Source organism: Ilyomonas limi (genome assembly GCF_005233845.1).
Classification (GTDB): Bacteria; Bacteroidota; Bacteroidia; order Chitinophagales; family Chitinophagaceae; genus Ilyomonas; species Ilyomonas limi.
Genome location: NZ_SZQL01000019.1, coordinates 1 through 14965, shown reverse-complemented (window position 1 = coordinate 14965; position 14965 = coordinate 1). Strand labels below are relative to the sequence as shown.

Annotated in this window: 10 protein-coding genes and 1 pseudogene; 4 read left to right on the top strand and 7 right to left on the bottom strand. The window is 41.6% G+C overall.

The annotated features are described in order from the left end of the window. The first annotated feature begins 54 nt into the window (after positions 1–54). Positions 55–636 (top strand): LOG family protein, encoded by a 582-nt coding sequence (locus tag FC093_RS19150; protein ID WP_240743371.1) that lies wholly within the window; start codon positions 55–57, stop codon positions 634–636. Here FC093_RS19150 and FC093_RS19145 read toward each other — a convergent pair. Both FC093_RS19145 and FC093_RS19140 read right to left on the bottom strand, forming a co-directional pair. Further along, positions 587–1258 carry a hypothetical protein gene (locus FC093_RS19145; protein ID WP_137263422.1) on the bottom strand — a complete coding sequence of 224 codons (672 nt, stop codon included), beginning with the start codon at positions 1256–1258 and terminating at the stop codon, positions 587–589. The genes FC093_RS19150 and FC093_RS19145 overlap by 50 nt on opposite strands. 29 nt (positions 1259–1287) lie before the next feature. Beyond that, positions 1288–2709 (bottom strand): FAD-binding oxidoreductase, encoded by a 1422-nt coding sequence (locus FC093_RS19140; RefSeq protein WP_137263421.1) that lies wholly within the window; start codon positions 2707–2709, stop codon positions 1288–1290. Positions 2710–2848: 139 nt separating this feature from the next. On the opposite strand from FC093_RS19140, the gene pyrF reads away from it, so the two are divergent. Further along, positions 2849–3760 (top strand): orotidine-5'-phosphate decarboxylase, encoded by a 912-nt coding sequence (gene pyrF / locus FC093_RS19135; RefSeq protein ID WP_137263420.1) that lies wholly within the window; start codon positions 2849–2851, stop codon positions 3758–3760. 261 nt (positions 3761–4021) lie between these two features. Here the strand turns inward: pyrF and FC093_RS19130 are convergent, their stop codons facing one another. Further along, positions 4022–8809, bottom strand: a complete 4788-nt coding sequence (locus FC093_RS19130) for a translocation/assembly module TamB domain-containing protein (RefSeq protein ID WP_137263419.1) — start codon at positions 8807–8809, stop codon at positions 4022–4024. Between the two features lie 288 nt (positions 8810–9097). Further along, positions 9098–10042 carry a carbohydrate kinase family protein gene (locus FC093_RS19125; RefSeq protein ID WP_170971156.1) on the bottom strand — a complete coding sequence of 315 codons (945 nt, stop codon included), beginning with the start codon at positions 10040–10042 and terminating at the stop codon, positions 9098–9100. A 141-nt stretch (positions 10043–10183) separates the two neighbouring features. On the opposite strand from FC093_RS19125, the gene prfB reads away from it, so the two are divergent. Continuing rightward, positions 10184–11279 (top strand): peptide chain release factor 2 gene (gene prfB / locus FC093_RS19120; protein WP_137263417.1). Its coding sequence is split into 2 segments (ribosomal slippage): positions 10184–10243 and positions 10245–11279, totalling 1095 coding nucleotides; the frame shifts between segments, so codons are not numbered across the junction. Between the two features lie 322 nt (positions 11280–11601). Here the strand turns inward: prfB and FC093_RS19115 are convergent. The 3 genes from FC093_RS19115 to FC093_RS19105 form a co-directional block, all read right to left on the bottom strand. After that, complete coding sequence (locus tag FC093_RS19115; protein ID WP_137263416.1) at positions 11602–11859, bottom strand: hypothetical protein; 258 nt, start codon at positions 11857–11859, stop codon at positions 11602–11604. Between the two features lie 85 nt (positions 11860–11944). Continuing rightward, positions 11945–13063 (bottom strand): FAD-dependent oxidoreductase, encoded by a 1119-nt coding sequence (locus tag FC093_RS19110; RefSeq protein ID WP_137263415.1) that lies wholly within the window; start codon positions 13061–13063, stop codon positions 11945–11947. Positions 13064–13176: 113 nt separating this feature from the next. Next, positions 13177–13893 (bottom strand): sugar transferase, encoded by a 717-nt coding sequence (locus FC093_RS19105; RefSeq protein WP_137263414.1) that lies wholly within the window; start codon positions 13891–13893, stop codon positions 13177–13179. Between the two features lie 935 nt (positions 13894–14828). Between FC093_RS19105 and FC093_RS19100 the strand changes: the two are divergent. Beyond that, a pseudogene (locus FC093_RS19100) lies at positions 14829–14965 on the top strand (hypothetical protein); the annotation flags it as partial.

The window sequence follows — 14965 nt, the reverse complement described above, 5'->3', positions numbered from 1 at the left end:
GCACTTTGTTTTAAATGATATAACCTAAAAATTATCTCGCAATAAAACTTTATTATGCGCAACGCACTTAATATTGTTGCTTCAAAACAAGTGTTCATGTATTCCTCAGTTACTATTTTTTGTGGCTCAAGATTGGGTAACAATCCTTTATATCAGCAACATGCAAAAGCGGTAGGAACTTTATTGGTACAGCATCAAATCCACTTGGTATATGGTGGCGGCAATAATGGCTTGATGGGAATTGTAGCTAATGAAGTAATTGATAATGGCGGGAAGGTAACAGGCGTAATGCCACAATTGCTAGCGGAAAAAGAGGCAGCCCACGATCATCTTACAGCAATGCACATTACCGAAGACATGCACGCGCGCAAAAAACTGCTCTTCAGCTTAGCCGATGCTGCCATTATATTGCCAGGTGGTGTAGGTACTTTGGATGAACTGTTTGAGATGATGACCTGGAATAGCCTGACCATTCACGACAAAAAAATAATCCTGCTGAACTCAGCAGGGTTTTATAACCATTTAATAAACCATTTGGAGCAAATGTACAACGATGGATTTTTGTACACACACTGGCAGCAAATGCTTACAGTGTGTGATTGCCCTGATAACGTGATTCGCGCGCTGCTCCTTTAGATGGCTTTAAATAAAAGTTGAAGCCGGCGCGAATGATTGGCTGTGCTACCAACTGCCCCACACTATTTTCCGCAACATAAGGTGAGTATTGATTTTTAAGCAGGTCTAAACCCACCATAAAATAATAGCCGCCTTGCCCTACAACACGTTGTGTATAACCAATACCGGCAATAAGACTGGGGGCATTTACTGTTTGCTTGTAGCTGTACATGTCTTGTTTCACCTTTACTTTTGTCCAGTTTTCTTCAAACTGCCCTTGCAGGAATAAAAAGCTAACCGGGTAAACTCTTATGAATGGACCACCGCCATAGTTCAGCTGCCGCAATTTGGTATCGGTAGGATTGTAAAAGGTATTGCTGGCAATAGAAGTATAAATCAGGTTTAAGCCTAAACCCGCATCTAACCAATTGTTGAAAGAATAACCGATTTCGGGCGAGCCGCCAACAGTAAACTGCCCGGAGCCAAAGCCTAAACTAAGGCTGCCACCAACAAAAATATTTTCCTGTTTAAAGCCGCCTTTCAATTCGCCATAATCACTGCTGTTGCGGTCGCTGTTTTGCTCCTGCGAAAATGCACTCATAGCGGTGAGCAAACCAAACGCAACAATATATATCTTCTTCATTATGTATTTATTTAAACAAACATAAACGCTTATGCTGCATCAAAAATTTTTCCGGCGTTTAAAATATTGTTAGGATCAAATACTTTCTTGATGCCACGCATGAGGCGCAGGTTGGCTTCTTCAAACACAATATCCATGTAACTTTTTTGAATCAGTCCAATACCATGCTCGCCGCTGATGGTGCCACCAAGACTATATACGAGTTCAAATAATGCACGCAGGGCATTGTTCATTTCTTCATCACCTATACTGTTTTCAGTACCTTCTTTTTTGATACGCACATGCAGGTTGCCATCACCAGCATGACCATAACACACGGCTTTGAAATTGTATTTTCTGCCTAAATCTTTTACGCCTCTAATGAGTGTTGGCAGCTCTGCACGTGGCACTACCGTATCTTCTTCAATGGTGTAGCCCGCTATTTTTACTGCTTCGGCGGTACGGCGGCGCAGTTTCCACAGTTCGGCTTTTTGCTGGGCATCATCGGCAAAAAATACTTCACCGGCTTCGTAGTTCATGAGTAGATTGGCGATAGCTTCTATTTCGCTCATCAATTGGTCTATGTTGTTGCCATCTACTTCTATTATTAAATGGGCAGCAATATCATCGCTTACCGGCACGGCGTGGCTATCCACCATTTCGCTTACAATCTTCAGTGCATCTATTTCCACCAGTTCCATTGCACTTGGGTTAAAGCCCGCCCGGAATATTGCGCTCACGGCTTCGCTTGCTTTTTCCAATGATGCAAAAGGCACGAGCATCAGCAAATCGTGTGCAGGATGCGGAATGAGCTTTAATACAATTTTGGTAACAATGCCTAGCGTGCCTTCGCTGCCTACAACCAATTGTGTGAGGTTGTAGCCAGTAGAATTTTTGAGTACATTCGCCCCTGTCCAGATGATTTCGCCGGTAGGTAACACTATTTCTAAATTGAGCACATAATCTTTTACTACGCCATATTTTACTGCTTTTGGCCCACCGCTGTTTTCGGCGATGTTACCGCCAATAAAGCAGGAGCCGCGGCTGCTGGGATCGGGCGGGTAAAACAAGCCTTTTTCTTTTACCGCATTTTGCAATACCTCGGTGATGACACCGGGCTCGGTAGTTACCTGCAGGTTGCGCTCGTCAATATGTAGAATGCTGTTTAAGCGCTCCATCGAAATGAGTACGCCACCTAAATGTGGCAACGCGCCGCCACTTAATCCAGTACCCGCACCACGCGGTGTAACCGGAATGCGGTATTCATTGCACAGCTTCATGATCTGGCTGATTTCCTCCGTAGTGCGTGGCTTTACCACTACTTCGGGCAGGTATAGCAAATGCTCCGTTTCGTCGTGACCATAGTTGCGCAAACTTTCTTCATCGGCAAATACATATTGCTCCCCTACGATGTTTTTTATTGTTTCCAAATGATCCACCGTAAGGATGCCTTTCTCCAAAACAGCACTCATGCTCTATTCAATTTTGCGCAAAAATAAAAGCAAATGCGGGAAGGGAAAGATTTTTGTTTGTTAATCAGTTTGTATTTTAAACAGACTGGCTGAATCCAAAGTTTATTCTTTCTTCCCTACACCTTATTACCTTTGCCGCATGAACCGAAGTGAGCTAATCCAGCAAATTCACCAAAAAGAAAATTATTTATGCATCGGCTTAGATACAGATGCGGCCAAACTGCCTCCGCATCTTAAAGACAAGCCAGATGCGGTTTTTCAATTCAACAAGGCCATTATTGATGCTACCAAAGGCTTTTGTGTAAGCTATAAGATAAATACTGCTTTTTACGAAGCCCGGGGTGTAAAAGGCTGGGAAGCGATGGAGCAAACGGTGCAATACATTCCATCCACGCACTTTAAAATAGCCGATGCGAAGCGCGGCGACATTGGCAACACTTCGGCACAGTATGCCAAAACTTTTTTTGAAACGTTGCCTTTTGATGCAGTAACCATCAATCCATACATGGGCGAAGACAGTGTACGGCCTTTCCTCGAATACAACAACAAATTTGCTATTGTACTTGGATTGACTTCTAACGAGGGCGCGCATGATTTTGAACTATTGCATGTATGCCATACGCGCAAAAAACAGGAAGTGCATGCAGAAATAGGAAAGCATCATTTAAAAGTATATACCGAGGAGCTGGAAGAAGAGGAGCAGGCAAAAGACGAGCCATTGCGCTATTTATATGAAATGGTGTTGGAGAAAGTGAGTAGCTGGGGTACGCCCGACAACCTGATGTTTGTAGCTGGCGCTACACGCACTCCAGAACTCGCTGCCATACGCCGCATAGTGCCGGATAACTTTCTGCTTGTACCGGGTGTAGGTGCACAAGGCGGCAGCCTCAAAGAAGTGAGCGAACATGGACTAAACAAAGACGTTGGTTTATTGGTAAATGTAAGCCGGGCAGTTATTTATGCATCAGCCGGCGAAGACTTTGCAGCGCAGGCGGGCATTGCTGCAAAAGGATATAGTGAGAAAATGCAGTCTTTTGTTGCTCACAGATAGTACGGATGAACAAAGATGAGTAATATCAGTTTCAATCAGATCATTCGATATCAACTGCAAGCCTCAGGCGGCCGGTAAAAAGCTTGAGGCTTGCACACAATCTAATACCCCTTTCAAATTAAGTTGCGCAGATTAGTAAAATTATGCAACTAATTTATCTCTACTGATTAACCGGACTATCTACGTTGAAAGGGTATAATTATCCTATTCTATTGAAGATAATATTGCAGATAAAAACATCTGTGCTATCTGTGAGAAAAATTATTTCTTTCCTGTGGAGTCCTTATTCGTATTCTTGTCCTTCTTCGAATCTTTATCCAAATCTACTTGCCTGCGTGGATTAAAGGTGTAAGACAAGCTGACGCCCTGCCGGTTGCGGCGGCCTAAGCCTAAATTGGAATTGCCATAATTAGAAAAAGCATCGAGGCTGCTGCGGCTAAACACGATAGCACGCAGTTTGCGGTCTTTTGAAAGAATAAACTGGGCAGAAACATCGGGCAGCCATTGGAAGGAGCCACCTTGTACATAGGTAGTACTGGTTAAACCAAAATCAAAGTCGCTGCCAAAGCTCAATATTACTTTGCCATCCAGCAGGCTTTTGTTGATTTTAAAATTAAACGATTGCCGGTCCAAAGCATTATTAGTTGTATTGCTACCAAAATAACTGGAGCTGCTATAAGTATTGGCACTGATGTCTAACTGCAGGCTTTTATCGCCCGTTACTTTATACAAAAGATTCGATACAATTTTATTAATCTCTGCAGTGAGTTTTTGCGAGATGGTATTTAACCCCAAAGAATAAGCAGTAGTAGAAGTGCGCGCTTCGCCATAGGGTGCAAAGGCGCCAAACACAATGAGGTACGTTACCTGCTTCAGCATCTCCGCTTTGTCACTTTGCAGGCGGTTGAGAAACAGTGCAAAATCATTATCATTTTTTATGACGCTGCCTATTGGGAAATCTAAACGGAAATTAATATCCGGCTGGCTCAGTCTGCCCCGCAGTTCTGCAATCACATACACATCGCCACGATAGCCCCGGATAGAAGAATTGAAAAATGCACTTTCGCCAGAGCTCTGATTGCTTATCAAATCATTAATGCTTACATGCTCTGCCACATATTGAGCATCAATGTGAATGTTGGCGTTGTAAGGATCGCCGTTCCATTCTATGTAGCTGCCCGGCATCAAATCAAATGGTTTGCGCAAAAAAGACTGGAAGTTGAAATCGTATCTTCCGTTCTCAATATTGTACCTGCCTTTCATGGTCATATCGCCGGTAGCAGGTACTTTTATTTGTAGGCGCCCGTTGCCCACCGCTTTTATCACATCACCCGTCAGCGCATCGAGTATTACATCTATCTGTGCCTGATTATTGGCAGTAAGGTCGAGATCTATACTCAAATTGCTGGCTACTTCCGGAGTAGCAGGTACTTTGGTGCCGTGCTGTTTAAACACAATAAAATCGGCTGCCGTTGCTTTGCTGCTGTTATCGGTAGGTATGTAAATATGCGTGGTATCATTCACTGCGCCGGTAATACTCAGCTTCATATTTTCTTCGGGGCCTTTAAGGCTCAAAGTGGCTTTGCCTATGGCTTTGCCATAAAACTGGTCATTATCTTTAGCAGTAGTATTCAGCAATAGCAATTTATCTGTACTCATATCAAAATCAAATTGCATATTGCTAAAGGCATGCTCGTACAATTTACCCTTAACAGTACCGGTGTTGTTATATTCATCTTTTACCTGGAATTGTCCAAAATCAATTACGCCCTCTTTAAAATGGAACAACGCCGAATCAATATGATAACGCACTTTGGTATAATCTACGGTGATGCCTGCGTCTGCAACTGCGATTGTACCCAGTAAGTCAACAGCAGCGCCTTTGCCTTTTACCGTTAGATCGCCGGTAGCATAACCGGTAATATTGCTGAACAAAGAACTCAAAAACATATTGACAATGCCAATCTTTGCTCTGTTCAAATGCATTACGGTGTTCAAGGCATTGCTGGTGCTGTCTTTGAGGTTGTAAGCGCCATTAACAACAAAGTTATAATCCTCGTTATCAGACTTTGCATCAAATGAAATCTTGCCAGTGTTGCTGTGGTATTGTGCAGCCATATTAACTATCCCAACTGAGTCGTTTTGTAACCTGAATTGATCGGCTCTGATGTTGGCTGCTGCATTAAAATTGCCATAAAAGTCGTGCAGGTGTACCGTGCCGTTAGCTACGCCTTCCATGCGCGGCTCGGTAGTAAAAATGGGTGTAAAATCGCCGATGTTTACATCCTTCATTTTTACTACTAAGTTATTGCCTTCTGCCCCAGTTGTATCTTTATCGGTTTCTACTGTTATCTCCTGAAAACCTTGTACAAATTTTACATTTTGTGCTGAAGCAAACTGCTTGCGGATAACGATTTCACCCTGCTTTTCCAGATCCCATTTCTTTTCGTTTATTACAAAAGAAGAAGGCTGGAAATCAATGCGCACGCCATCAGGAAGCGTATAAATATCTGCATTCAGCCGTGCTTCGTTAAGGGTATTGTTAGCACTGGTAATAATGTTTACCACCGAGTGATCGTTTTGCGAGCTGATCTTAATTTTTGAGTTAGGAAAATAAGTGCTGTCGCTTATTCTCACTGTATCTACATTGCCACTAAAACTTACACTGTTGAAATTGCCGGTGCCGTGCATGGCTGCATTAGCAATGCTAAAATTGGCGTATTTAAAGTCGGGCATAAAAGCAGTAAACAACAGCTTGCCCGAGTCTTGGGTATTAATGCTGCCCGAAAACTGCACATCATTCAGTCCTGAAAGTCTGGCGTCTATCAGTTGTGCATAATTGCTGAAGTCTCTGGTATTTACCGTTACAAAAAAGTCTTGTCCTTTAGGTGTTGATTTTGGCGCAGCAATATACGATGGATAATAATGGCTCAGGAAGGCTTGGAAGCTGTTGGGCAAATCGAGGATGTTGTATTGCCCCGAAACCATTACATCAAACTCATTGCTGTTTATAAATAGCGCCTTGTGCCGGGCGCTGTCCGTGTAAGATCGTACGGTTAATGAATCGAAGCTGAGGCGTGTAGAATCATGTTGTAATATGGCGTTCAGCAACTTGGCATTACCCTGAAATTCATCAATATTTCTGCCTTCAAAATTAAGGTCGAACAAGCCGGTGAGCTGGAAATTTTGATTGGTAAAGTTCAATGCTTTCAGGTCGCTTTTTACTAAATCGCCCAGCACATTGAAGCGCGGTTGCTCATGTGTAAGGTCTATTTGTATGTTACTGGTAAAATCAAAATTGGAGTCACTTACCTTAAAGTCGCCGGTAAAAAAGCGCTTTTGAATCGTACCGTTAAAAGCAATGTTGGAATAATTATAATCATTAAATTCAAACTGGCTGAATGTACCATTCAGGTTGGTTTTTATCTTGCTTACGTCAAAGCTGCTGCCTGCTACTTTACCATTAAAACTTACCTGACCGACGCTGCCTACGTTTAAAAATTTGCCCAGATTAAATTGTTTGGTAATGAGTGTGCCGTTGTATATGGGTTCGTTGGTAGCAGGCAGTTGCATTTTTAGATTGGCATATAAGCCGCCAAGACTCGTGCTGAAATTGCCAATAGTAGTAAAGTCATGTATCGTACCATCAAAGTTGCCCGCAAAGCGCAACTGTCCCAGTGCTGCCAGGTTGGGCGTTGTTACCGTTTTTACTGCCGGAACAATCGCTGCCAAATCGCTGTATTGCATCTGCACTTTTGCATTGGAAAAATGCATAACGGTATGGTCAACATCGGGCAAGCCTTTCATGCTAAAGCTGCCGCTAGCATACATATCGGTACTGCTGCGAATGAATAAATTAGGAATAGTGAAATCTTTTACCGTACCATAAAAGTGGCCACTGATGTCACCTCTTCTTTTCCAGTTTGCAAGGGCTGGAGCAAAGTAAGCAATATCATTGGTACTTACCACCGAGTTTCTAAAGCGGGCATCCATTACTACACTATCAATGTAGTCGTTCATGTCTTTGTTAAAGTCGTCAAATTGCATGGCATAGTAATCGCCAATGCGGCTTTCGGGTGTGCGCAGGTCCAGTTGTTTAAATTCCATCATCTGCGGTGTGAGGCGAAAGGCTGTTTTCAGTTTTCTCAGTTCAAAGCCTGAGCGCTCTACTGCGGCAATATTTACGTTGGCAGTAATGGTATCTTTTTTAAATGAAAGATTATTAATACTGCCACCAATTTTATTTACATGAATGTGCAAACCATCAAAATAGGTATTTACAGGCGCGGAGTCTTGCCGTTCGCTAATAAAGCTACCGTTGGTAAGTTGTATTTTTTTTACCTGCAACAGTATATCACCGGCATTGTAATACATGCCGGTATCAGGGTAAATCTTGCGCAGGCTATCGGGACGGAAGCCATCAAAATCGTATAAGGAGAATAAAGGCTTGTCCAGGTCAATGGTATTGATTTTGAAGATGCTATTGTCAAAGTCAACAGAATCTGCATCTACCAGCATACTGCCAACTGTTACCTGCATTTTTTGACCAACCCATTCATCATTTTGTATAAAGCTGACGTTTTTGAAATCTATTTTTTCAAGGCTGAGTTTGATACTGCTTTGTTGCTGTTTTTTTACTGTATCCGGCGCGGCAAAATAATCGGCTATAAACTGATAATTCCACGTAGAATCCCGGCGGTGTAATAAAATATTAGCATTTTCCAGGCCTATGTATTTGAGCACAATTTTGTCCCTAAGAAAAAACCAATCGGTAAGACGCACTTTTACTGCGCCGGCACTTAGCAGTGTATCTTTATTTTTATCTCTTATCAATACGCCTTCCAGATTTACTTTATCAAAAAGAGAAAGGTTTACATGGTCAATGTGCACTTCTGTTTTTAAGTCGCTGGAGAGGCGTTTGGTTATTTTACCTACAATATAATTCTGTACCGGAGTCGTTTGTATCAGCAGCCACAGGAGCAGTATTAAGCCCAGCAGCCCCAGCAGTACGCGGCCCAGTATGTTCAGAATTTTTTTTGCCACCTTCATTTAAGCGATAAAAGTAATTATTAGTAGCCAAGCATTGCAGCATTGTTTAAAACATGCCTTGTGATAAGCGCATCTTGTTAAACTAACAAGCGGCAGCAAGAGTATATAATGATGATGGAAAAATTTTGCTAAAAAGTAGTCAAATTCCGGTTTTACTATACGGAGCCTGCTGGCAAATGTAGGCAAGGAAGCAAGCAGCGTCTGACTGGTGCATTGAACTGCATAGCCTGAGCATTTCTTTAACTGCTGGTAGTTTTTATTAAAGAGCAGAAATTATCATTCTTTATATCATTTAAAAATATCATTGCTCAGGTGCTTGAAGGCTTCCATGGCGCCCATGTATTCGCAGGTGCGCGCACCTGCCTTATTGGCTTGCTGCACAATGTGTTGCCACTGTTGCCAGGTTGTATCTGCCGGCTTGCGCGCTTGTGCCAACTGGTATAATACTGCACCTACAAACGCATCGCCGGCGCCGGTAGTATCTACGGCAGTTACCGGTATACTGGAGATAATAATTGTTTGCCCGTTCATGCCCAGCAGCGTGCCCAGCTTTCCTAAAGTAATGGCAAAAACGGCGGTTGTATGTTGCAATAAACTATCCACTGCTTCATCCAGTGTATTGGTATTTGTAAGCAACATTGCTTCTTCGTCGCTCACTTTAAAAAAGTGGCATTTGCGCAGAAAAAGCCGTGAAAGTTGTATAAAAGCCGGAATATTATCTTTAAAAAGGAGATGGCGATAATTAGGGTCAAAGCTAATGAAGATGCCTTCTTCTATGCATTTATGCATCAGGTTGAAATAGCTCTGTTGCAAGGGTCCCGGCAAAAAAGCCGTGGCAGAACCAAAATGCACAATGGCAAACTGTTTTACATCTATTTGTTCTATATCTTCCACACTCAATTGCGCATCGGCACCACGATTGAAATAAAAATCGCGCTCGCCGCTGTGCATTAAGGATACAAAAGCAAATGTGGTAAAATACTTATCATCTTGCCACATCCAGCGCGTGCCCACGCCAAAGGCATCCATTACCTCTTTTAAGTGCGTACCAAAAGGGTCGGTGCCTACTTTGGCAGCCAGCTCCACTTCACCACCCAATGCTGCAATGGCGGCTGCCACATTCGCTGGTGCACCACCGGATTTCTTTAAGAAGTTTTGTCCATCACTCAATTTTTTACCTTTATCAGTACAAATCATATCAATAAGGGCTTCGCCAATGCAAAGTATTTTCATGCAAAGAGTGGTTTTAGCTTTAAAAATAATCGTATTTATAATACTCATCAAATTATTACAGCCTTACCCAATACAGTTGTTGCGGTGTAATGTTTCAAACACTGTCATTCACTCCATTTCTGCTATCTTCGTGCACTATATATGACACAGGAACAAATCAAGATGATGCGAGACCGTCTGCAGGTCTTAAGGAGGTTTCTTTGACTACGATAACCGTAGTGAGAAAATAGAGAATGACCGCCGTTTATCGCTTTCGCCCGGCTTTTGGGATGATAATACGCGTGCTACTGCCATCATGAAGGACATTAAGCTGAATGAGTATTGGATAAAGCTGTACAAACAGGTAGAAACAGACATAGAAGATTTTGCTGTGCTGTTTGATTTCTGGAAAAGCGGCGATGCCACCGAAGAGGAAACAAAAGCAGCTTACGAAAAAGCATTGCAATCTCTGGAAGACGCCGAGTTTAAAAGCACGCTCAACCAGCCTGAAGATGAATTGCCGGCTGTGCTGCAAATAAATCCCGGCGCTGGTGGCACCGAAAGCCAGGATTGGGCAGAAATGCTCCTGCGTATGTACCGCATGTATGGCGAAAAGCAAGGCTGGAAAGTAACCGAACTGGATTTTCAGGAAGGTGATGGTGCTGGCATCAAAACTGCTACATTGCAGTTTGACGGGCCATTTGCATATGGCTTTCTAAAGGCTGAAAGCGGCGTGCATCGCCTTGTGCGTATTTCTCCGTTTGACAGTAATGCCCGCAGGCATACTTCTTTTGCTTCGGTATTTGTGTATCCGCTGATAGATGAAAGCATAGCAATAGAAGTAAATCCTGCTGATTTGGAATGGGAGTTTTACCGCAGTGGCGGCAAAGGCGGACAAAATGTAAATAAGGTAGAAACGGCTGTACGTTTGAAGCATATACCAAGTGGTATTATTGTGGAGTGCCAGCAAAGCCGCACGCAAGGCGAAAACCGGGAACTGGCATTAAAGATGCTCAAAAGCCGTTTGTATGAAGAAGAGTTGCGCCGCCGTGAAGAAGCTAAAGATGCGGCTAATGCCAGCAAGAAAAAAATAGAGTGGGGCAGCCAGATTCGTAGTTATGTATTCCATCCGTATAAAATGATCAAAGACCATCGCACCGATTATGAAGTGGGTAATGTGCAACCGGTGATGGACGGCGAGCTGGATGGTTTTATAAAAGCTTATTTGATGATGGAAAAAGAAGAAGCTTCTTCGTAGCATACTATTTTATAAGAATTTTTTGAACCATAAGGTGTTAAGGAGCGCAGAGTATCTGAACCAGGATTTGCTCCCTGCCCGGCTAAAGCCATTCAAGGCAGGAGATCAGCCGGATAGGTAAAAAAGCTATTGCTTTAACTATTTAGTTCTGGTCTTAATGGTTTATAATTCACGTATCCGCTTATATCTGTTCAACAATATAAGTTTGCGATTGCTCCTGTGGCAGGACGTGGCGCAAACGCGCATATAGTAGTATTACAGCTTGCTCCATAAAATAAGAAACACTATCACATATGTTCTAAGTTTCCTGTTGAATATAATTTCACCTGCAACTTATTTGTCTTAATAAAACAAATATTATAACGATAAATACCAGCCATAAAACAGCAGGACTCACCTTAAACGACCATTTAGGTTGGTGCATGCGTGAGGCTAATTCATCTGCTAACTGCTTTAATTCTTCCGGTGTTAAGCCGCGCCTGTCCAATTCGTGCTGAGCAGCAGCTTTTTGCACTGTATCCAAATGCCTGCTATTGATGATGGAATATAGCTGAAAATCAGTAAGCTTATAAAAATCCATAGCGAATAAAGATAGCGCATGCAGTAAAAAAACAACCCCACAAATGTTTGCATCTGCAGGGGTGTTTTAGTAAAATATATAAGTATTATACTGCTACTTCAGCTTCTTTGCCAAGCGCAAAACGTTCCAGTATTTTGCCGGTAAGGCTCATGGCACGGCCAATTGCCTGGTCCATATCGTAGTAGCGATATTCACCCAATCTTCCGCAAATCAATGTATGAGTTAACTTTTCTGCTTCTGCCTTATACTGCTGGTAGAGACTTGCATTCGCCTTATCCGGAAAAGGATATTCGTATTGTGCCGGCTCTTCGGGGGTAAAAGGTGTTTCGTGTGTTAGCACAGTGCCCTTCATGTTTTCTCTTTCTTCTGCAGGCATCAAATGTTTCCAATCGATCGTGCGGATGCGTGGATCTTCAGGATTAGGATAATTTACCTGAATACAAGGTTGATGATTAGTAATCTCCGGTAAATATTCCACTTTACGGTTTTGACCGCGATACTTCAGTTTACCAAATTCATAATTGAAAAACTCATCAATAGGGCCTGTAAAAATGAGCAGTTTTTTTGCTTTTACATTATCGCGATGCTGCAGGTAATCGTAATTCAGTTTTATCGGAATATCTCCGATAATGCCACGTACCATTTCTGTATAGCCATTTGCCGGCAGAGCATTCCAGCGGTGATTGGGCGTAAGTGTATTTACAGTTCCTTTATTAATAGTAATGCGCACGGCGAGGTCTTTACTTAGCTCGGTAGCTTTTACACCCCACTGCTTTTCGGTGTAGCCTTTAATAAACATTTCGTAAATAGCGCGCGGCATACGGCTGAGGCATACTTCCTCAAAGTTAGTAGGTTCGCCTTTAAACAAATTCCAATCTTCGCCCGCAACGCTATTAATATATGCCTCATTTACCGGCCAGCTCAGGTATTCGTTGCCTACCTTGCTTTTAAGTACTGCCGACCAGTTGTAAAAGGAGGTAAAGCGGTTGAGGAAATTCCATATTTTTTCGCTACCACAACGGAAGTAGTGTGGCCCATATTTATGAACCATAGCCCCACTTTCGTGTTTATAGTCAAAAACGTTTCCGGCGATATGATCTTTTCTGTCTAAAATAACCACCTCTTGTCCGTAATCTGCAAGTAGTCTTGCTATAGTGCTACCTGTAAGGCCAGCACCAACAATCACAAAATCCGATTGAATCATGTAGGGGAATGAGTTAAGCAGTTAAAAAGTACAAATATATTGAATATGATTGAAAGCGTTGGTAAAAGTTAATGGGTTTTAAAAGAAATGCAATGCTCTTTAGGGATTGATTGTTAATAAGCACCTTCGGCTGATAAAACCACCTTTGGAGTACTCAAAAGTATTTTAAGATCCATCATCAGACTGTAATCCTTAATGTATTCCGTATCATGCTCTATCATAAATTCGGCACTGGTGTTGTTTATGCGGTCGCGTATTTGCCACAAGCCAGTAATCCCAGGCCTCATCAGGCAGCGTATTGCTTTAAACTCGGGCAGGTGTGCCAGCATAAAAGGAACCAAAGGCCTTGGGCCAACAATGCTCATATCACCAAGCAATACATTAAATAATTGCGGCAGTTCGTCAATGCTGGATTTACGAATGATTTTACCTATCCAGGTTACACGCGGGTCGTTTGGTAGCTTTAAAAGAATACCTTTTTGCTGCTGCTCCAAGGCTGCTTTGTAAGCCTGCGCTTTTTCGGACTGATCGGAAATCATCGAGCGGAATTTGTAGCAACGGAAATTTCTTCCGCCATAACCTACGCGCTCATTACTGTATAATATATCACCTTTAGAGGATAATTTTATAAGAACAGCCACAACCAATAAAATGGGCGACAATAGCAATATTAAAATACTGGCCACAACAACATCAAATACCCGTTTAAGGAATAGCTGAGTCCTTTTTTTCTCAAGCGTGTTTTGGATAAGGATTTTCTCTTCAGCTAGTTCTACCGGAATTTGTAAATGAATCACCTGTTTCTCTGATACTTCTGAAAGAACTTGCATGTATTGGTATTTTATTTTTTAGTAGGGATGATGCGAAGATAAAAAAATTAAATGTTAAGTCTCTTTAACAAATTATAACTTTTAAAAAATATTTCAAATCGAGTAATTGATAGTGTGTAGCCAGCATGTATGCTATGAGTAGGTTGTATAATATACCAATTCTAAAATATTTTAAGTGTAGGTTTTTCATTATTAAGTGGTTGCAGTTTATTTCTATCAGACTGCTTTAAAAAGTGAAACTGTAAAGCAACTTAGATTTGTATTTTAAGTTCTTTTAGATTGTGCAGGTTTATTGCATGTATAGTAACCGTTAATGAAATGTTATGGACTCATGTTCTTAGTAATGGTTTAATACACTTTATTTTATATAAGTTGAATTGGTTTTGCAATACAAAGGAACGCAGGATTCGTTCGGGCGTATTGCCTGGATAATTATGTTCTGTTATACTCTATTACAATTATCAAACCATTCTTATGTAAACATATAGAAAGTATTAAAAATATTTAAACAAACTATAAGCAGATAATATAAAAATGCTACTAAAAGTGTTGGGCTCAGGTATCACAGCTTTTGCAAATATGGTATAGGTATAAGGGGAAATACAAAAAAACGGTTGATTAAGTTTGATTTGTGATAAATATTTTTGTTTGAAAGAGGGGAGCAACTTATTGCAAAACACGGCTGTAAATTGAACAGTTAGCACTACAAATGCTTTCATTATTGTGTATTATAGGCAGAACTGTTTGTTGTTGAATGGTGTATTCTGATATAATTTTTTATACAATATGCGTGTTTGCCGGAATAGGTGTAGCAAAATATCCTCAGATGCTGTGTATATTTTTAATTAGAATAATTTAATGCTAAATAAAAAAATAGTATATATAAGATGCAATTCCCAAAAAATGATTCAATTTTCCCGTTTTAAGATTGCTTAATGATGCAACATAAGATTGCCATAATTGGTTTAGGCTATGTAGGGCTGCCGCTGGCGGTCGAGTTTTCGAAGTTGTACCCCGTCATTGGTTTTGATGTAAATGACAGGCGGGTGCAGGAATTACGGGCGGGTAATGA